This is a genomic window from Streptomyces sp. NPDC017095 (genome assembly GCF_044332325.1).
Lineage (GTDB): Bacteria > Actinomycetota > Actinomycetes > Streptomycetales > Streptomycetaceae > Streptomyces.
Genome location: NZ_JBIROU010000006.1, coordinates 32,836 through 49,673, shown reverse-complemented (window position 1 = coordinate 49,673; position 16,838 = coordinate 32,836). Strand labels below are relative to the sequence as shown.

17 protein-coding genes and 2 pseudogenes are annotated in these 16,838 nt (G+C 70.8%); 11 read left to right on the top strand and 8 right to left on the bottom strand.

Annotated elements, in window-relative coordinates:
• Entirely contained in the window at nucleotides 1–456 is a 456-nt protein-coding gene (locus ACH4OA_RS13620; RefSeq protein ID WP_365941978.1) for a nuclear transport factor 2 family protein, read from the top strand.
• A 134-nt stretch (nucleotides 457–590) separates the two neighbouring features.
• The gene (locus ACH4OA_RS13615) at nucleotides 591–2,516 is read left to right on the top strand and encodes an FAD-dependent oxidoreductase (protein ID WP_397969070.1); all 1,926 of its coding nucleotides are present in this window, start codon (nucleotides 591–593) and stop codon (nucleotides 2,514–2,516) included.
• 51 nt (nucleotides 2,517–2,567) lie between these two features.
• Here the strand turns inward: ACH4OA_RS13615 and ACH4OA_RS13610 are convergent, their stop codons facing one another.
• On the bottom strand, nucleotides 2,568–3,023 hold the full coding sequence (locus ACH4OA_RS13610; protein WP_397935774.1) for a nuclear transport factor 2 family protein: 456 nt from the start codon (nucleotides 3,021–3,023) through the stop codon (nucleotides 2,568–2,570).
• 251 nt (nucleotides 3,024–3,274) lie between these two features.
• Here ACH4OA_RS13610 and ACH4OA_RS13605 point away from each other — a divergent pair, with 251 nt between their 5' ends.
• From ACH4OA_RS13605 to ACH4OA_RS13595, 3 genes are all read left to right on the top strand, one after another.
• Nucleotides 3,275–3,433 (top strand): hypothetical protein, encoded by a 159-nt coding sequence (locus tag ACH4OA_RS13605; RefSeq protein WP_397935773.1) that lies wholly within the window; start codon nucleotides 3,275–3,277, stop codon nucleotides 3,431–3,433.
• A gap of 185 nt (nucleotides 3,434–3,618) precedes the next feature.
• Complete coding sequence (locus ACH4OA_RS13600) at nucleotides 3,619–3,822, top strand: hypothetical protein (RefSeq protein WP_397935771.1); 204 nt, start codon at nucleotides 3,619–3,621, stop codon at nucleotides 3,820–3,822.
• Between the two features lie 672 nt (nucleotides 3,823–4,494).
• Nucleotides 4,495–4,803 (top strand): hypothetical protein, encoded by a 309-nt coding sequence (locus ACH4OA_RS13595; protein ID WP_397935770.1) that lies wholly within the window; start codon nucleotides 4,495–4,497, stop codon nucleotides 4,801–4,803.
• Between the two features lie 302 nt (nucleotides 4,804–5,105).
• Here ACH4OA_RS13595 and ACH4OA_RS13590 read toward each other — a convergent pair whose 3' ends face one another.
• Nucleotides 5,106–5,510 carry a hypothetical protein gene (locus ACH4OA_RS13590; protein WP_397969069.1) on the bottom strand — a complete coding sequence of 135 codons (405 nt, stop codon included), beginning with the start codon at nucleotides 5,508–5,510 and terminating at the stop codon, nucleotides 5,106–5,108.
• Nucleotides 5,511–5,700: 190 nt separating this feature from the next.
• Between ACH4OA_RS13590 and ACH4OA_RS13585 the strand changes: the two genes are divergently transcribed.
• Complete coding sequence (locus ACH4OA_RS13585; protein ID WP_397969067.1) at nucleotides 5,701–6,066, top strand: hypothetical protein; 366 nt, start codon at nucleotides 5,701–5,703, stop codon at nucleotides 6,064–6,066.
• Nucleotides 6,067–6,200: 134 nt separating this feature from the next.
• Here the strand turns inward: ACH4OA_RS13585 and ACH4OA_RS13580 are convergent, their stop codons facing one another.
• Entirely contained in the window at nucleotides 6,201–6,713 is a 513-nt protein-coding gene (locus ACH4OA_RS13580) for a hypothetical protein (protein WP_397969066.1), read from the bottom strand.
• Between the two features lie 281 nt (nucleotides 6,714–6,994).
• Between ACH4OA_RS13580 and ACH4OA_RS13575 the strand changes: the two are divergent.
• Nucleotides 6,995–7,589 (top strand): annotated as a pseudogene (locus tag ACH4OA_RS13575) (IS5 family transposase).
• A 15-nt stretch (nucleotides 7,590–7,604) separates the two neighbouring features.
• On the opposite strand, the gene ACH4OA_RS13570 reads toward ACH4OA_RS13575, so the two are convergent.
• Nucleotides 7,605–8,264: a TetR/AcrR family transcriptional regulator gene (locus ACH4OA_RS13570; protein WP_397969064.1), complete on the bottom strand. Its 660-nt coding sequence runs from the start codon at nucleotides 8,262–8,264 to the stop codon at nucleotides 7,605–7,607.
• A gap of 251 nt (nucleotides 8,265–8,515) precedes the next feature.
• Between ACH4OA_RS13570 and ACH4OA_RS13565 the strand changes: the two genes are divergently transcribed.
• Nucleotides 8,516–9,571, top strand: coding sequence for a serine hydrolase domain-containing protein (locus ACH4OA_RS13565; RefSeq protein WP_397969362.1), 1,056 nt, complete (start codon nucleotides 8,516–8,518; stop codon nucleotides 9,569–9,571).
• 167 nt (nucleotides 9,572–9,738) lie between these two features.
• Here ACH4OA_RS13565 and ACH4OA_RS13560 read toward each other — a convergent pair whose 3' ends face one another.
• Genes ACH4OA_RS13560 through ACH4OA_RS13550 form a run of 3 tightly spaced genes read right to left on the bottom strand, consistent with a single transcriptional unit; the run spans nucleotide 9,739 to nucleotide 11,643 of the window.
• Nucleotides 9,739–10,161, bottom strand: a complete 423-nt coding sequence (locus tag ACH4OA_RS13560) for an arsenate reductase ArsC (RefSeq protein ID WP_397969063.1) — start codon at nucleotides 10,159–10,161, stop codon at nucleotides 9,739–9,741.
• Complete coding sequence (gene arsB, locus ACH4OA_RS13555; RefSeq protein WP_397935762.1) at nucleotides 10,154–11,272, bottom strand: ACR3 family arsenite efflux transporter; 1,119 nt, start codon at nucleotides 11,270–11,272, stop codon at nucleotides 10,154–10,156. The genes ACH4OA_RS13560 and arsB overlap by 8 nt, the downstream gene beginning before the upstream one ends.
• Nucleotides 11,269–11,643: a metalloregulator ArsR/SmtB family transcription factor gene (locus ACH4OA_RS13550; RefSeq protein WP_365877923.1), complete on the bottom strand. Its 375-nt coding sequence runs from the start codon at nucleotides 11,641–11,643 to the stop codon at nucleotides 11,269–11,271. Before ACH4OA_RS13550 ends, arsB begins: the two co-directional genes overlap by 4 nt.
• Nucleotides 11,644–11,926: 283 nt before the next feature.
• Here ACH4OA_RS13550 and ACH4OA_RS13545 point away from each other — a divergent pair.
• Nucleotides 11,927–14,166, top strand: a pseudogene (locus tag ACH4OA_RS13545) (glycoside hydrolase family 9 protein).
• A 315-nt stretch (nucleotides 14,167–14,481) separates the two neighbouring features.
• Nucleotides 14,482–15,552, top strand: coding sequence for a glycoside hydrolase family 43 protein (locus tag ACH4OA_RS13540; RefSeq protein ID WP_397935760.1), 1,071 nt, complete (start codon nucleotides 14,482–14,484; stop codon nucleotides 15,550–15,552).
• A gap of 11 nt (nucleotides 15,553–15,563) precedes the next feature.
• Here ACH4OA_RS13540 and ACH4OA_RS13535 read toward each other — a convergent pair whose 3' ends face one another.
• A complete protein-coding gene (locus tag ACH4OA_RS13535; protein ID WP_397946388.1) occupies nucleotides 15,564–16,385 on the bottom strand; it encodes a hypothetical protein in 822 nt (273 codons plus the stop codon).
• A gap of 277 nt (nucleotides 16,386–16,662) precedes the next feature.
• Between ACH4OA_RS13535 and ACH4OA_RS13530 the strand changes: the two genes are divergently transcribed.
• On the top strand, nucleotides 16,663–16,833 hold the full coding sequence (locus tag ACH4OA_RS13530; RefSeq protein ID WP_365877915.1) for a hypothetical protein: 171 nt from the start codon (nucleotides 16,663–16,665) through the stop codon (nucleotides 16,831–16,833).
• The last annotated feature ends 5 nt before the right edge of the window (nucleotides 16,834–16,838 follow it).

The window sequence follows — 16,838 nt, the reverse complement described above, 5'->3', positions numbered from 1 at the left end:
ATGACCGAGGTAACCCCCGAACTGGTCGAGAAGGCGTACGTCGCTCTCGTCGCCCTGGACCGGGAGGAGGCCGCCCAGTACTGGTCGGAGGACGTCCGTTTCTCGGTCCCCGGCCGCCACGCGCAGGCGGGCTGGCACGTGGGCCTCGACGCCCTCCTCGCCTTCCGGCGCGCGCTCGCGGAAACGGCGGGCGGCAACTTCGAGGTCGAGCTGGTCACCTCCATGATCAGCGGGAACGAGAACATGGACGTGGTGAAGGTCCACGCCGTCCGCCCCGGCGCCCCGGCGGGCAGCACCTCGCCCTTCGACGTCCTGGACGCCCACGGCGTGCAGGTGTTCCGCTGGGAGGACGGCCGGATCGTCGAGGGCCGCGCCGGCTTCTTCGGCGACGGCGCGACCAACTACGACCAGTGGTGGTCCCCGCTGGGAGCCGACGGCGAACGCCGCTACGGCTGAGCAACCCCCGGGTCACCCCCCGCCCCGGCCCGAGCGGCACGCCGGCTCCCGGCCGGACCGCTCCCGGGCCGGGGCGGCGGGCGACCCGGCGACGCTGCCCGCACCGCGCACACCCCTACCGAAAGGAATGCCCCATGGCGGCACTTGGCGTGCCCCGCACGGAGTTGCCCGACGCGAGCGACGAGACCATCGAGGACGCCGTCCGGTACGCCGACCCGATGGTGCTGCGGGGCCTGCTCTACCAGCTGACCGCGGACGAGGAGGTCGCCGCGACCCGGGTGAAGACCGTGCGGGCCGGCGCCCTCGACATGTGCGTGCCGTCCCGGGACGAGGACACCGCGCTGCTCCAGGACAAGGCGGCCCGGTTCCTGAAGGACTACCGCGCCGCGGGGGCCGCCGGCCTCGGGCCCGGCCCGGCCGGCCGGCTGCCCGTCAGCCTGGCGCTGGCCGCCGGCCAGGACATACCCGCAGAGGACCTGGGACTCTGGCTGGAGGACCTCGCCCTGGACCCGTGGGCCCGCGCCCTGCGGTGGCAGGCCCCGCCGCCCCGCGAGCGGCTGGACGGCTTCCACGTCACGGTCGTCGGCGCCGGCCTGGGCGGCCTCAACGCCGCCGTCCAGCTCAAGCGGGCCGGCATCCCGTACACGGTGATCGAGAAGAACTCCGGCGCCGGCGGCACCTGGTGGGAGAACCGGTACCCGGGCTGCCGCGTCGACTCCCCGAGCCGCGCCTACACACACCTGTACGGCGCCGGCTTCAGCCTTCCGTACCCGTTCTGCCCGGCGGAGAAGAACGCCGAGTACCTGGACTGGGTCGCCGACGAGTTCGGTGTCCGCGCCGACATCGTGTTCGACACCGAAGTGCGCGCCATGGACTGGGACGAGGACTCCGGGACCTGGGCGGTCCACGTCAATGGCCCGCGGGGCGCGTACACGGTCCGCTCGAACGCGGTCATCTCCGCCGTGGGTTTCCTGAACCGCCCGCACGTTCCGCCGATCGAGGGGGCCGAGGAGTTCGCCGGCCCGTCCTGGCACACGGCCCGGTGGCCGGACGGGGCCGACCTGAAGGGCCGGCGGGTGGCGGTCGTCGGAACGGGCTGCACCGGCTACCAGCTCATCCCCGAACTCGCCCTGGAAGCCGGGCACGTCACCGTCTTCCAGCGCACACCGCAATGGCTGTTCCCGGTGCCCGGCTACCGTTCGCCCTTCCCCGAGCAGGTCACCTGGCTCGACCGGAACCTGCCGTACCACACCAACTTCACCCGCTTCAGGGCGACCTACGCGACCAACGGCCTGGCCACGGCGACCGAGATCGACCCCGGCTTCCACGACCCGCACTCCCTGAGCGCCGCCAACAAGGCGGCCCGGGACGCCGCCCTGGCCTTCCTCGCACACAAACTCGACGACCCGGAACTCGTGCGGAAGATGACCCCGCCGCACCCGGTGCTCTCGGCGCGGCCGGTCCTGGTGGACCCCGAGTACAGCGTCCTCGACGCCCTTCAGCGGGACGACGTCACACTCGTCACCGACGGCATCCGCCGCATCAACCGGACCGGGATCGAGACCAGCGAGGGCATACAGCACGACCTGGACGCGATCGTCTACGCGACCGGTTTCCGCGCCGGGGACTACCTGTTCCCCATGAAGATCACCGGTCGCGGCGGACTGACGCTGGACGAGCTGTGGAGCGAGGGCGGGGCGCGGGCCTACAAGGGCTGCATGATGCCGGGCTTCCCGAACCTGTGGACCATCTACGGCCCGAACACCAGCAGCATGCTCAACATCCCCACCTACCACGAGCTGATCACCGTCCACGCCCTCGAATGCGTCGAGCGGCTGATCCTCGACGGCAAGAAGGCGGTCACCGTGCGGGAGGAACCGTACCGGCGGTACAACGAAGAGGTCGACCGGCGCAACCTCGGCAAGACCTGGAGCGATCCCCGGGCCCGCAACTACTACTGGACGGAACAGGACCGCACCGCGACCCAGTGCCCCCTCTCCGCCGCCGAGGTGTGGCGCTCCCTGCGCCACCCGGACTTCGCGGACCTCGAGATCCGCTGAACCACCGGCACGTACGGCGCAGGGTGCCACCCGGAGCCGTCGCCGGACGCCTCAGCGGGCCTCGCCCGGCGCCGTCGTGGCGAACGCCTGGGCGACGGCAAGGCTGTCCTCGTAGACATGGTGCCGGGTGACGAGGCCGTCTTCGACGGTGAGGTGCAGAGCGAACCGGGCACGGTAGGCACGTCCGGTGGAGCGGGCGGTCTGCCGGATCTCACCGAGCACGACCGCGTCGTGGCCGTCGACGAGGATGCGCTCGATCCCGGTCGCCGCCTGCCCGGGTACGTGGTGCTCGGCGAGTGCGCGGTAGTGGGCGGCGGCATCGGCGCGGGTGGAACGGTGACGGATCCACGGAGTGGCGGCCCGGCCGTGCTCGGCCGCCGGCCAGTCCAGTTTCCAGTCGGCCCGCGCGGCGTACATCTCGGCGATCCGCTCCGGATCGCCCTCGCCGATCCGGCGCAGCAGCTCCTCCACGACGGCGCGGGTGCCAGCGGGTGCGGCTGGGGACATGACGCATCACTCCGATCCGGTCTCCGCGTCACGACTGACGCGGTGCGTCGCATTCTCACCGCCGCCGGCGGACCGGCGCCATTACCTCCGGGGTAACGGCGCGACGCCCCGAGACCGAAGCCCCGAGACCGCTAGGCCGTTTCCTTTGGATCACCTCGCCGACCGGATGAAGATGGCGGCGATGTGGAGTCCGGCCAGGAAGATGGTGGCGGTCTTGTCGTAGCGGGTGGCCGGGCCGCGCCACTGAGCTGATGCTCGAAGTCGCGCCGGCCTACCTCTCCGACATCGAGGCCGCCGACGTCCTGGCGCTACTGTGCGACCAGATCGGCGAGCCCCTCGAACACGGCCTCGCCGCCCGCCGCTACGCCATGTCCGACGACCGCCGCGCCCTGCACGGCACCGTCCTGTAGACCTCCCATCCCGGCCGTTCCTGTGAGACTCACAGCCCGTTTCCCCAGGCGGGCGCGGTGCCGGTGAGGCTGTGGGTATTGAGGCGCGGGCCTGCGGCCGTGAGTGTCCTCTGACAGGTGATCTTGACCGATTGCCAGGTGAAATTGACCGGCACCGGCCGGACGCCTGTCGGTACGGTCGACTCATGGAAAACCTGCCCGAGAGCGCGGACCGTCACATCCTGGGCCATCGGATCGTCCTCGCGCTCAAGGCGATCATGGCCGCCTCCGGCTGCACGCTCCAGGAGGCGATCGACATGTTCGAGGTGCGATACGAGGAACTCCGCCGCGACCGGCCGGACGACTTCCAGGTAAGCCGCGAGGAGTACGGACGGAACGTCTACACCTGATCTGAGGTCTTTCCGTCGGTCAGACTCGCTTGGCAATCGGTCAAGATCACCTGCCAGAGGGCAGTGAGATGCCGCTGCTCCTGGTCGTCGCAGCATTTGCACGGGCCGGGCGGCACACGGGCGCTGCACGGGTAGCAGGCCGGCCCCGGCCGGTGTTCGGGCCCCGCTGCTACCCAGCCAACGTCTGCTGCTCCCGGGACAGGCAGCAGGACCATGGGCCCGTCCCGGCGGCCCGCACACGGCCGCCGGGGGCCGGGCAGATCGCGTCTTGCTGGGCGCGGCTTAGGACCGCGATGGCGCGGGCTAGCTTGCTGTCGTCGGACAGACAGCAGGCGGTGCATGGGCACGTCGGTGCTGTGCGCGAGGACCACGACGTTGCGCACAGCGAGCCCAGGCAGTGTCCGGGACACGACGCTGACCAGGTCGGACAAGCAACGACTGTCCGGGACAGTCACGAACTATTCCTCCAACTGGGCCAGTGTCGGCAAGCTCGATGCCGCAAGGAACGACGGCGTCGCCAGGCGGACCAGCGGAGCCTGTGGGCCGCATCACGCATGGGCCGGATGGCGAGCGTCGTGAACAGCCGCCGGAACAGCGTGGCCGTTTCGCGCTCGTATGGCAGAAGCGACAAGGCAAGACACGAACTCTGTGTTCCTACTGAGGGAGAGATGCATGCGTAATCGCCGTGCTATCGCAACCGCGGCCGTCGGCGCCGCACTTGTGCTGGGCGTCTCGGTCGGGCCGGCGCTTGCCGCCTCGTCCGACGCGACCACCGCCGCAACGGTCGGGTCCATCCGTGTGGCGCAGGGGAAGGAAGAGGCCGGCATCGCGGCGGGGACCGCGCACTATTGGGCCACTTACAACACTCTCACCGACTGCACCGTGGCTGGCATCATGGTCGTGCAGTCCAACCCCGACCGCTACTACCGCGCTGAGTGCACGCCTTCGGGCACCCAGTACAAACTCTGGATCTGGTTCTGACAGCTCCCGTGAGGCGAGTGGCTGTCTCATCGAGGGCACTGGCCTAGGGAGACAGCCACTGACATTCAGTGCCTGTGCTCGAACCTCGGATGCGGGTCTGGCCAGTTCAGGAACCGAACAAGGCCATGCCGGACGGAGGTGGCGTTCAACCAGGTGGCTGCCGGGGACGCACGGGTGGCTACTGGAGAGTTGAAGGACGACGGCCGCTGTCTCGTACGGGTGGAATGTTCCACATACGAGACAGCGGCCGTTGTCCTTCAACCTATGTCGCTGTCGGGTTCATGAGGATGACGCCACTGCTGTCACACCCAGACGCTTTGCGGGGATCCCCAACCCCAACTACCGAAGTTGGTTCCGCCCCAGGCGCCTGCCTGGAGGTACACACGGCCGTCCTCGCCCAGGAGGCCCGTCACCGTGACCTTCTCCCGCGCATACGGGACGCTGTCGCTGGAGGGCCCCGACAGGTACCGCCAGTTCTCAATACTCGACCCGAAAGCCATACCCCATTCCTGAGAGGAGCCCTGGTCCCGGACACAATGGGACTCCACGACGGCTGTCAGTTCGTACTGGTAATCGTCGCGGGTGACGGTGCCGTGAATGTCCACCCAGTACGAGTTGCGAGTGTAGGTACCCACGCCGCTGTCGTAGGTGACGTGGAAGTCCTGGGACGCGGCCGCGGCGGGGTTGGTCCCGCCCAGCGTGGCCACGATCGCTGTTACCGCGCAGAGCATGAACCGGACTGCGGCCCGGTGTGCCCTGACCGCCCATTGCCCGTACCTCACGGTCCCTCCGGGTTGGTTGGAGAAGATCGCCTTCCCGGATAACTGATTCGGTGGCCGGAGGACACGCCGTGGCCCGTTCGGCGCAGCCGTCCTCACCAAATCGTCCCTGTTGTCCTTGCCTGGCGCGAGCTCGGCAGTCGCAGCAGACGGACACGCCGCAGCCGGCGTGTACTGCGGTCCCCAGGAGCACCTCTACGGCGCCGGCCGCTACACCTTCGCCGACATCCAGGTGTGTCTCCAGGTCGACGAGCAGAATGTCATGGATGTGAACCTGAAGATGGACCGGGTCACCTACTGGTGGGGAGGTGCCTGGTACAACGCCGCGCCAGCCTACGAAGCCTCGTTCCGGACCGACGTGTCGATGAGCGAGTCGGGCCAGAAAGTCTTCGAAACCTACGGAGGCAGTCGGATCGATTCCCGCTCTTCCGAGGGCATCATCGCGAGCAGATCCCGGGCTGCGGCTTCTACAGCGTCACTCTGACCTACGACCAGACCGGTCTGGGGAGAGGACCGGAAGATCAGCTTCGGCCCGGAGTCCTACGACATCACGGTTCCCTGTTCCTGACGTGGGCGATGGGGTCAGGGTGTCCCATGCGCACGGTCCGCGTGTCGTGGTCATAGCCGTACGGCGGGTCGTGCGCGGGCTTCTTCGGCATTGGTCCTCGCTCGCGTTGCTGTGGCGGTCAGCGCCCCGCCACAGGGCCACGGCGTGCGGCCGGCGGCTCGACGACGTCGTGGTCGCTTCCGGCTGCCCAACGACCCGGACCCGCCGGAGCCACGCTGACCGCCGCCGTTCGTGTTGCCGGCCGAACCGCCTCGGGCCTCGCGGCTCAGGCTTGCGGCGGCGTCGCGCCGGGCAGCTCGCCGGAGAAGGCCCCGCCACTGCTCGATGGTCCGCACGGCGACACTGGAGCGGTCGGTGGACATCCGCAGCCACACCTCCTCGCCGCCGGGCATGAGCGCCACCTCCAGGTGCGCCTCGTCCCACGTGCCCACCGGGTACATCCACTCAATACCGTCGGGCCAGGTCCGCATCGCCACCATGCGCACGCTCAGCGCCGCGGCGAAGGCGTCCAGCGCCGCCTTGGGGACCCGCACCTCCGCCGGCTCCCGCTCGATCCCCGCCACCTGGCCTCCTCGCGTCGTGTGGCGGGCCCGCGCCCGCCGTCCGGATCAGCGTGACAGACCCGCGCACCGCACGGTGTCACGCTGTGAGGCTGGCAGACTCACAGGCCGTTCCCCCAGGTGGACGAGGTGAACTATGAGGCTGTGAGGTTGCGAGGCGGAGCCCGCGCCCTTGCTTCCACACACCCTGGACCCGCCCGCCGGCGCGGAGGACGATGGAGTCGTGGGCGAGCACGACGAGGACTAGGTCGTTTCCTTCGGATCATCTGATCGTTGGTTGATGTGTGTCGTTGACTGATGCCCACTGGGCACGCATCGAGCCGTTGCTGCCGGACCGGACACCGAAGCGGCGAGGACGGTGGCTGATCACCGGCAGGTGATCGACGCGATCGCGTTCGAGTACCGCACCGGCACGCCGTGATGGACCTGCCCGAGCACTTGGGTTCCTGGAAGGGCGCCCACAACCGCCTGCGGAAGTGGGCCGCCGACGGCACCTGGGAGAAGGTCTTCACCGCCCTGCTCGCCCAGGCCGACACCGAAGGTGACCTCGACTGGACCGTCGCGGTCGACTCCACGATCGTCCGGGCTCGTCAGCATGCGGCCGGGGCCCGTCAAAAGGGGCCCCGGCCGGCGAGCCGGACGGCCATGCCCTCGGACGGTCCCGGGGCGGTCCGACCACCAAGATCCACCTCGCCGCGGACAGCCGCTGCCGACCGCTCACCTTCGACCGTGAGGCATATGAAGCAGCGCAACACCGTCGAGCGGTGCATCAACAAGCTCAAGCAGTGGCGCGGCCTGGCCACCCGCTACGACAAGACCGCCACCATCTTCCTGGCCGGACTCCACATCGCGGCCATCTTCATCCGGTCGGCGAGGTGATCCAAAGGAAACGGCCTAGCCCGGAGGGATCGCGGCCTCGATGCGGGCGAGTTGGGCGGCGAGGATCTCCTCGAACGCGGCGCGGCGGTCCGCTCCGAGGGGGCGGACCTCGCGGGCGAAGTGCGCCAGGGCGGGGAAGCGGTCGGGGTCGGCGCCGAGCACCGCGACACGGAACAGCTCCATGCCCTGTTCGTACGCCTCGGAAGTGAGGGCGGTGACCCCGGCCTCGGAGGCGGTCAACGCGGCGATGAGGACCGCGATGCGGTGGTAGCGCTCCGGGATCTCCTCGTCGGGCAGTCCCGAGGCGAGCAGGGCCTGGAGCACCTCTTCCATGACGAGCCGGGAACCGGTGCCGCTCGACGCGTAGCGCCCCCAGACCGCGGCGAGCTGGGGCTGCTGCCCGAAGGCCTCGCGCACGCGCAGGGCGACGGCGGTGATGCGCTGCTTCCAGTCGCCCTCGGGCCGGTAGCCGTCCATGGCGGCCAGGAGGATCCGGTCGGCGACCGCGCGCAGCAGTTCGGTCTTGCTGCGGAAGTGCCGGTAGAGGCTGGAGGAATCGGTCCCCAGCGTCGCGGCCAGCTTGCGCACGCTGAACGACTCGGTGTCGCCCGTGCGCAGCAGCTCCGCCGCCGCGTCCAGGATCTCCTCGGTCGACCAGCGCCTTCGCCCTGCCATCTCGCTCCTCTCGACGGGTCCCAGTCTATCTGTGCACTTGGTGTTGCACGCACCGCGTGCATAATGAGGACATGCATGTGCCGGACGGTCCCGCGAGGAGCCGGCCGGCGTGTCCCCTCGTGCCGCCCTGCCCAAGGCGGGCGCGCCGACGTGGAGTTCCTCCCGTGGAAGACGAAAGGACGCCTGTCGTGCGGAAATTACCGGACCCCGCGGAGCTGAGCACCGCCCTCGAAAACGTCCACCGCGCCGGGATGCCGGGCGTGTTCGCCGAGGTGCGGGACGGCGACCGGACCTGGCGCGGCGCCGCCGGGGTCGCCGACGTCGCCACCCGCCGCCCCGTCACCGCCGGGATGCGCCACCGCGTCGGCAGCATCACCAAGACCTTCACCGCCGCCGCGGTGCTCCAGCAGGTCGAAAGCGGCCGCATCGGTCTCGACACGCCGATCGGCCGGTACCTCCCGAGGCTGGTTCCCGGAGCACGCGGCCAGGCCGTCACGGTCCGGATGCTGCTCAACCACACCAGCGGCCTCGCCGAGTACCTCCCCTACGCCTACCCCTCCCTCAAGGGGTTCCCCGTCTTCGCGGACACCGGACCCGAGAGCCTGGACGACAACCGGTTCACCCGGTTCCACCCCACCGAACTGATCGGGATGGGGGTCGCCGCGCCCCCCGCCGGCGCCCCGGGCGGCACTCCGGGTGTGTACTCCAACACCAACTACCTCCTCCTCGGCGCGCTATTGGAGGAGGTGACCGGCGCCACGGCCGAGGAGTGCATCACCCGGAACGTCATCGAACGCGCCGGGCTCCAGGACACCGCACTGCCCACCGGACCGTACGTCGACGGACCGCACTCGCGGCTCTACGAGGAGTGGTTCGGCATGATCGACCCACCGCGCGACTACAGCGTCTTCGACATGTCATGGGTGGGACCGGCCGCCTCGCTGATATCGACCGTCGCTGACCTCAACCGCTTCTACCGCCTGCTGCTCGCCGGGGAGGTCGTCAGTCCGTGGTCGCTGGCGCAGATGCGGCACACCGTGCCGGTCGTCTCCCAGGAGGGACGGACGATCGACTACGGCCTCGGCCTGCACCCCATGGAGATCCCCGGCCAGGGCACCTACTGGGGCCACGGCGGCACGGTGTGGGGTGGCGGGGCGCTGGCCATGACCCGGGCCGACGGCGAGCGGCAGCTGTGCGTCGCGGTGAACGCGCAGAGGTGGAACAGGCTGGACGCCTCGGGCACACCGCGGCCCCATCCCATCGACGCCGCCCTCGCGGCCTTCTACCGCCTGGCGACGGGTGGCTGACCGGCGTGGTGACGGGTGGCTGAGCTGACCGGGGACCCGCCCACCGCACAGCGCCGGCCGCGTCCGGCGGACGGCGCGGGAGCCTCCCGGGCCGACGGGTGAGGACGGTCCGGCGGGTCCCCGGGAGCCGACCGGTGCGGTAGAGGAGCCCGGCGCCGCCCGGCGGCTCAGGCGTGGCCGGGCAGGAGTTCGGCCACGAGGGCCTGGACGCGCCGGCCGATCTCGTCGCGGATCGGCCGGACGGCGTCCAGGCCCTGCCCGGCCGGGTCGTCCAGCGCCCAGTCGAGGTAGCGCTTGCCGGGGAAGACGGGGCAGGTGTCGCCGCAGCCCATCGTGATCACCACGTCGGACGCCCGTACGGCGTCGGCGGTGAGGATCTTCGGGACCTCGGCGGAGATGTCGATGCCGGCTTCGGCCATGGCCGCGACGGCGGCCGGGTTCACCGTGCCGGCCGGCGCGGAGCCGGCGGAGCGGACCTCGACCCGGTCCCCGGCGAGGTGGGCGAGCCAGGCGGCGGCCATCTGCGAGCGGCCGGCGTTGTGGACGCAGACGAACAGCACCGACGGCTTGGCGGCGGGGGAGTCAGACACGGAACGACCCTTCCGGTACGGCGGCCTTCCCGGCCGGGGCGTGCTGGTGACCGGGGAAGAAGCGCCGGGCGGCGAGCGCGACGTAGACGAGGCCGATGAGGACCGGGACCTCGATGAGCGGACCCACCACGCCGGCGAGGGCCTGGCCGGAGGTGGCGCCGAAGGTGGCGACGGCGACCGCGATCGCCAGCTCGAAGTTGTTGCCCGCCGCGGTGAACGCCAGTGTGGCGGCGCGCGCGTACCCCAGGCCGACGGCCCGGCCGAGCGCCAGGGAGCCCGCCCACATCAGCGCGAAGTAGGCCAGCAGGGGCAGCGCGATCCGGGCGACGTCGAGCGGGCGGGAGGTGATGGCGTCGCCCTGGAGGGCGAAGAGGACCACGATGGTGAACAGCAGTCCGTACAGGGCGAACGGGCCGACGCGGGGGAGGAGTCGAGTCTCGTACCAGACGCGGCCCCTGGCCCGCTCGCCCAGGCGCCGGGTGAGGAAGCCGGCCAGCAGGGGGATGCCCAGGAAGACGAGCACCGAGCGGGTGATCTCCCACACCGACACGTCCAGTGCGGTCTGCTCCAGACCGAGCCGGCCGGGCAGGACGGTCAGGTAGAACCAGCCGAGCAGGCTGAACGCGAGGACCTGGAAGACGCTGTTGAGGGCGACGAGGACGGCGGCGGCCTCGCGGTCGCCGCAGGCCAGGTCGTTCCAGATGACGACCATGGCGATGCAGCGGGCCAGCCCGACGATGATCAGTCCGGTGCGGTAGGCGGGCAGGTCGGGCAGGAGGAGCCAGGCCAGGGCGAACATCAGTGCCGGGCCCAGCACCCAGTTGAGCAGGAGCGAGGGCAGCAGCAGCCGCCGGTCCCGGGTGACGGTGCCGAGCCGGTCGTAGCGCACCTTGGCCAGCACCGGATACATCATCACGAGCAGGCCGAGCGCGATCGGCAGCGAGACGCCGGTGACCGTGACCTCGGCGAGCGCGGTCCCGAGCCCGGGCACCAGGCGGCCCAGGCCGAGGCCGGCCGCCATCGCGGCCAGGATCCACACCGCCAGAAAGCGGTCGACGAACGACAGCCGGCCCGCGACCGGACCTGTCTCCGGGGCGGTCACAGCGGTCACGACGCGGCCTCCGCGGTCTCGGCGGGGCGGGTCAGCAGGGCGGCGAGACGGTCGGTGGTCTCCGGGACGAGCCGGTAGTACACCCAGGTGCCGCGGCGCTCGGAGTCGATGAGCCCGGCCTGCTTCAGCAGCTTCAGATGGTGGGAGATCGTCGGCTGGGACAGCGCGAAGGCCGGGGTCAGGTCGCAGACGCACACCTCACCGCCCGCGCGCGAGGCGATCATCGACAGCAGTCTGATCCGCACCGGATCGCCCAGCGCCTTGAACACCCGGGCCAGCTCGACGGCCCGGTCCTCGTCCACGGGCACGGCCAGCAGGGTCGGGCAGCACCCGCCGTCCTGGCCCAGCACGGCCAGCTCTTGATTCGACATTCTTCTATCTTGACGAACTTCGATCCAGGGTACAAGGCGACCTCGAACGCCTCCCGGTGCCGCTCACCCGCCCGCGCACCGGCGCTCCCGCCGCGACGCGCCGCGACACGCGCCGCACCGTGCGGAGTTGCCCTCTTGAGCCCGTGTGGCTGCGGTCCGCGCGCAATCCGTCGTGTCCGGACCGTTGACGAAGGGTCATGACCGCGGCAAGCATGGCCGGCGTCCGCATGTTGGGAGCGCTCCCACGCACCTGGCGCACCCGCACGTCCCGAGGAGCCCAGACGTGAAACGACGCACAACCGCCTTGTTGACCCTCACCGCCCTGCTGGGCACGGCGCTCACCGCGCTGCCCGTCCAGCAGGCCGGTGCCGAGGAGGTCGAGCAGGTCAGGAACGGCACCTTCGACACCGCCACCGACCCCTGGTGGTCCAGCAACGTCACCGCGGGCCTGAGCGACGGCCGGCTGTGCGCGGACGTGCCCGGCGGCACCACCAACCGCTGGGACTCCGCGATCGGCCAGAACGACATCACGCTGGTCAAGGGGGAGACGTACCGCTTCTCCTTCGACGCCTCCGGCGTCCCCGAGGGGCATGCCGTGCGGGCGATCGTGGGCCTGCCGTGTCGCCGTACGACACCTGGCAGGAGGCGAGCCCTATCCTCACCGAGGCCGGCGGTTCGTACTCCTACACCTTCACCGCGCCCGTCGACACCACCCAGGGCCAGGTCGCCTTCCAGGTCGGCGGCAGCGCCGACGCCTGGCGCTTCTGCGTGGACGACGTGTCGTTGCTCGGCGGGGTGCCCCCGGAGGTCTACGAGCCGGACACCGGGCCCCGGGTGCGCGTCAACCAGGTCGCCTACCTGCCCGCCGGGCCGAAGAACGCCACCCTCGTCACCGACGCCACCGCCCGGCTGCCCTGGCAGCTGAGGAACGCCGAGGGCGCGACGGTCGCCCGGGGCCTGACCGTGCCGCGGGGCGTCGACGCCTCCGCCGGGCAGAACGTCCACTCGATCGACTTCGGCTCCTACGGCGGGCACGGAACCGGCTACACCCTCGTCGCCGACGGCGAGACCAGCCACCCGTTCGACATCGACACGGCGGCCTACCGCCGGCTGCGGCTGGACTCCGTGAAGTACTACTACACGCAGCGCAGCGGCATCGCGATCCGCGACGACCTGCGGCCCGGCTACGGCCGTGCGGCCGGACACCTGAACGTCGCCCCCAACCAGGGCGACGCGAACGTCCCCTGCCAGCCGGGCGTGTGCGACTACACCGCCGACGTCACCGGAGGCTGGTACGACGCCGGCGACCACGGCAAGTACGTCGTGAACGGCGGCATCGCCACCTGGGAGCTGCTGAGCACCTACGAGCGGTCGCTGCTGACCCGCACCGGACACCCCGCCGCGCTCGGCGACGGCAGCCTCGCGCTGCCCGAGAGCGGCAACAAGGTGCCGGACATCCTCGACGAGGCCCGCTGGGAGCTGGAGTTCCTGCTGAAGATGCAGGTGCCCGCCGGGCAGCCGCTGGCCGGGATGGCCCACCACAAGGTCCACGACGAGCAGTGGACCGGACTGCCCCTGCTGCCCGGCCAGGACCCGCAGAAGCGGGAACTGCACCCGCCGACCACCGCGGCGACCCTCAACCTGGCCGCGACGGCCGCGCAGGCCGCCCGTCTGTACCGCCCCTACGACAAGGCGTTCGCCGCGAGGGCGCTGACGGCCGCCCGCACGGCGTGGAACGCCGCCCTCGCCCACCCCGACCGCTACGCCGACCCCGCTGACGGCACCGGCGGCGGCGCCTACGGCGACGACGACGTCACCGACGAGTTCTACTGGGCCGCGGCCGAGCTGTACCTGACCACGGGGGAGCGGCAGTTCGCCGGCCACGTCCTCGGCTCCCCGGAGCACACCGCCGACATCTTCGGCCCGACCGGCTTCGACTGGGGCCGTACGGCCGCCGCCGGCCGGCTCGACCTCGCCCTCGTCCCCAGCCGGCTGCCCGGCCGCGACCAGGTGCGCCGCTCGGTGATCCAGGGCGCCGACACCTACCTCGCCACGCTGACCGCCCACCCGTACGGCATGCCGTACGCCCCTGCCGGCAACGGCTACGACTGGGGCTCCAGCCACCAGGTCCTCAACAACGCCGTGGTCCTCGCCACCGCCTACGACCTCACCGGCGCCCGCAAGTACCGCGACGGGGCACTGCAGGCCATGGACTACATCCTCGGGCGCAACGCCCTGAACATCTCCTACGTCACCGGCTACGGCGAGGTCAGCTCCCACAACCAGCACAGCCGCTGGTACGCCCACGAGCTCGACCCGAGCCTGCCGAACCCGCCGTCCGGCACCCTCGCCGGCGGCCCCAACTCGAGCATCCAGGACCCGTACGCCCAGTCCAAGCTCACGGGCTGCGTCGGCCAGTTCTGCTACATCGACGACATCCAGTCCTGGTCGACCAACGAGACCGCGATCAACTGGAACGCGGCCCTGGCCCGCATGGCCTCCTTCGCGGCGGACCAGGGATAACCCGGGAAAGCCCCACCGTGAGCAACACCCCGGCACCGCCGTCGGCGGTGCCGGGAAGGCAGGCGGCGCCTCCTCGGCGGTTCGGACGCTACGCGGCGTTGACATGTTCAACACCCCTCGCAATCCTGAGGACACAGGTTCTGTCGAGGCAAGTCGATGTGAAGAGGGCCGGCACGAAGGCCGGTGCCGGGCGGTCAGGAGTGCCACGCGTCCTCACCGAGGCGGTCGCGACCGGACGCCGTCCGCACACCGCCGTCATGCCGTCGGCCCGGTGCCGAAGCGCGGACGACCAGGACACGACCAGGAAACGGGACGATGAAGCCACCTCGCTGTCTGACGGGCGCCGCCGCCCTCCTGCTGTCCGGCCTGCTGACCGCCGTGCTGGCCCTCGTGTCCGCCGCGCCCGCCCGGGCCGGCCAGACGAGTCTGCGGGCCGCCGACCCGAGCGTGCTCAGGGTCGGCGGCACCTACATCGCGGTGCAGTCCGCCGGTGACGGCATCCTCGTGCGGCAGGCCCCCTCGACGGACGCGCTCGCCTCGGCGACCGCCCGGCGGGTCTGGTCGGACACCCGCGGCCTCGGTGAGGTCTGGGCTCCTGAGATCGTGCGCGACACGGGCCGCTACTACATCTATTTCTCGGCCGGCCGCGGATCGGCCCACCGCATGTACGTCATCAGCTCCGCCACCCCGGACAGCGGCTACACCGGCGAGACGAAACTGGCCCTCCCGGACGACAAGTGGGCCATCGACGGCACCCTGTTCACCTTCAACGGGCAGCGATGGTTCGTCTGGTCCGGCTGGGCCGGTGACACCAACGTCGAACAGAACCTGTACATCGCCCGGATGAGCGGCCCCACCACGCCGACCGGCGCGCGCAGCGTCATCTCGCAGCCCCGGGAGAGCTGGGAGCGGGTGGTCGGCAGCCCGTTCGTCAACGAGGGCCCCGAGCCCATCAGGGATCCGAACGGGCAGCTGCACATCGTCTACTCCGCGAACGGCAGTTGGAGCGACCAGTACTGTCTGGGCGAGCTGCGGCTGCGGGCCGGCGGCGACCCGGCGTACGTCTGGGACTGGTACAAGTCCAACGGCTGCCTGTTCGGCTCCAACCGGGCCACGATGATGGCCGGCTGGGACCCCACTCTGTACGTCGACGGACCCGGTCACCACAGCTTCGTGCTCCTCGACGGCGACATCGGCACGAGCCCACCCGCCGGTCCGAGGTTCCCGCTGATGTACCACGCGGTTCCCAAGGGCACGCCGTACACCTGGGAGAACCGCTACTGGTACACCGGCACCTTCTGCTGGTGGGGTGACACGACCTACAGCCGCGCCAACGTTCCGGGAGCGAACACGAACACCGGCTGGAGTCTGAAGTTCTTCGAGTAGGAACCGCCGTCTCAGAACTTGACCGGGAGGACGACGACCAGGATCTGGTAGCCGAGTCCGTCGGCGACCGTGGGGTCCGGCAGCGAGATGCGTTCGATGACGACCCCGCCGAGCCGCTGCACGATCTGCTCCATCGTCGGCAGCGTGAACGAGTTCGTGGCGATGGTGAGGCGGGCGCCGGACGCCGCGATCCGGCGGATCTCGCCCTCCCCGCGCGTGGTGATGGGCGAGGAGCGCAGCGCGATGTCCGTGGCCGTGTCGCTCGCGATGGTGTCGGTCAGCGGGCGAGGCGGCCCGCCGACGACGCCGGTGTTCGTGACGAAGTCCTCGAAGCCCTGGTACCGGGCCTCTCCTTCGCCGCCGATGTTCACTTTCCGTCCGGGGCCCGGGTTGACCGGCGTGGCCATGTGGTCGACCAGGCGTCCGCTGCGGTCCAGCGGGCATGTGCCGTGGTCGTGCGGGGCTCCTTCGTGGGTCAGCGAGACGAACAGGCTGTCCACGGCGGGCGGCGGCCGGTTCTCGAACGCCACGATCTCGTGGTCGAGCGCGGCGATCGTCTTCTTCCCGACGATGTCGTCGGGCGTCGTCTGGCCGGGACCCAGGATGTCGCGTGGCGGTCCCTTGAAGGCCAGGACGGATTGCGCCGTCGTCGGGCCGTAGCGGCTGCTCTCGACCTCGTCGGGGGCGATCACGCCGGCACCCAGCGTGACGAGCGCCGCCTGGATCCTGGTGACGTGCTCGCCCTGGGCGCCGGGCGTGACATGACCGGCGTCGGACACCAGGCACCGCTGCAGCGCCGGGTCGTCGCGGAACAGCTTCGACGTGAGAGGCATCTCTCCAGCCTGCCCCATGCCGCGCCGGCCGGCATCCGCAGTACGGGCACCGCTTCGGGACGTACGGGCCCCGGAGCCCTACGGCGCCCGTGCGCTCGGTCCCCGGACGCGGACACCGGCCCGCGCGTGCGGAGCACTTGGGTTGAGGGAGACTGTTCACCGACGTGATGATCGAGTCCAGTCCTACCCGCACCCGAGTCCAGTCCTGCCCGCACCTGTAAGTACCCGCACGGCCCGGCCTCCGTGGCCGGCCGCCCCGTAGAAAGCAGACCGCACCGTGTTCCAGGAAACCCCCATCTTCAGCCGTCTCGTCGCCGAGCGCGGTGACATCCCCGCCCAGGTACGCGGCGAAGCCGACCGCATACACCGCGAGTTGGCGCGCGTGATGCCCTGGACCGCCTCGTCCGGGCTGCCCGCCCTGCCCACCCGGGACTGGACGAGGCGGTGACGGAC

Coding starts and splice junctions, on each gene's coding strand:
- ACH4OA_RS13610 (WP_397935774.1), bottom strand. CDS start 3,023: ATGTCCCCAGCCGCACCCGCTGGCACCCGCGCCGTCGTGGAGGAGCTG.
- ACH4OA_RS13595 (WP_397935770.1), top strand. CDS start 4,495: ATGCGTAATCGCCGTGCTATCGCAACCGCGGCCGTCGGCGCCGCACTT.
- ACH4OA_RS13600 (WP_397935771.1), top strand. CDS start 3,619: ATGGAAAACCTGCCCGAGAGCGCGGACCGTCACATCCTGGGCCATCGG.
- ACH4OA_RS13550 (WP_365877923.1), bottom strand. CDS start 11,643: ATGTCGAATCAAGAGCTGGCCGTGCTGGGCCAGGACGGCGGGTGCTGC.
- ACH4OA_RS13535 (WP_397946388.1), bottom strand. CDS start 16,385: ATGCCTCTCACGTCGAAGCTGTTCCGCGACGACCCGGCGCTGCAGCGG.
- ACH4OA_RS13605 (WP_397935773.1), top strand. CDS start 3,275: ATGCTCGAAGTCGCGCCGGCCTACCTCTCCGACATCGAGGCCGCCGAC.
- ACH4OA_RS13540 (WP_397935760.1), top strand. CDS start 14,482: ATGAAGCCACCTCGCTGTCTGACGGGCGCCGCCGCCCTCCTGCTGTCC.
- ACH4OA_RS13570 (WP_397969064.1), bottom strand. CDS start 8,264: ATGGCAGGGCGAAGGCGCTGGTCGACCGAGGAGATCCTGGACGCGGCG.
- ACH4OA_RS13620 (WP_365941978.1), top strand. CDS start 1: ATGACCGAGGTAACCCCCGAACTGGTCGAGAAGGCGTACGTCGCTCTC.
- ACH4OA_RS13615 (WP_397969070.1), top strand. CDS start 591: ATGGCGGCACTTGGCGTGCCCCGCACGGAGTTGCCCGACGCGAGCGAC.
- ACH4OA_RS13565 (WP_397969362.1), top strand. CDS start 8,516: ATGCCGGGCGTGTTCGCCGAGGTGCGGGACGGCGACCGGACCTGGCGC.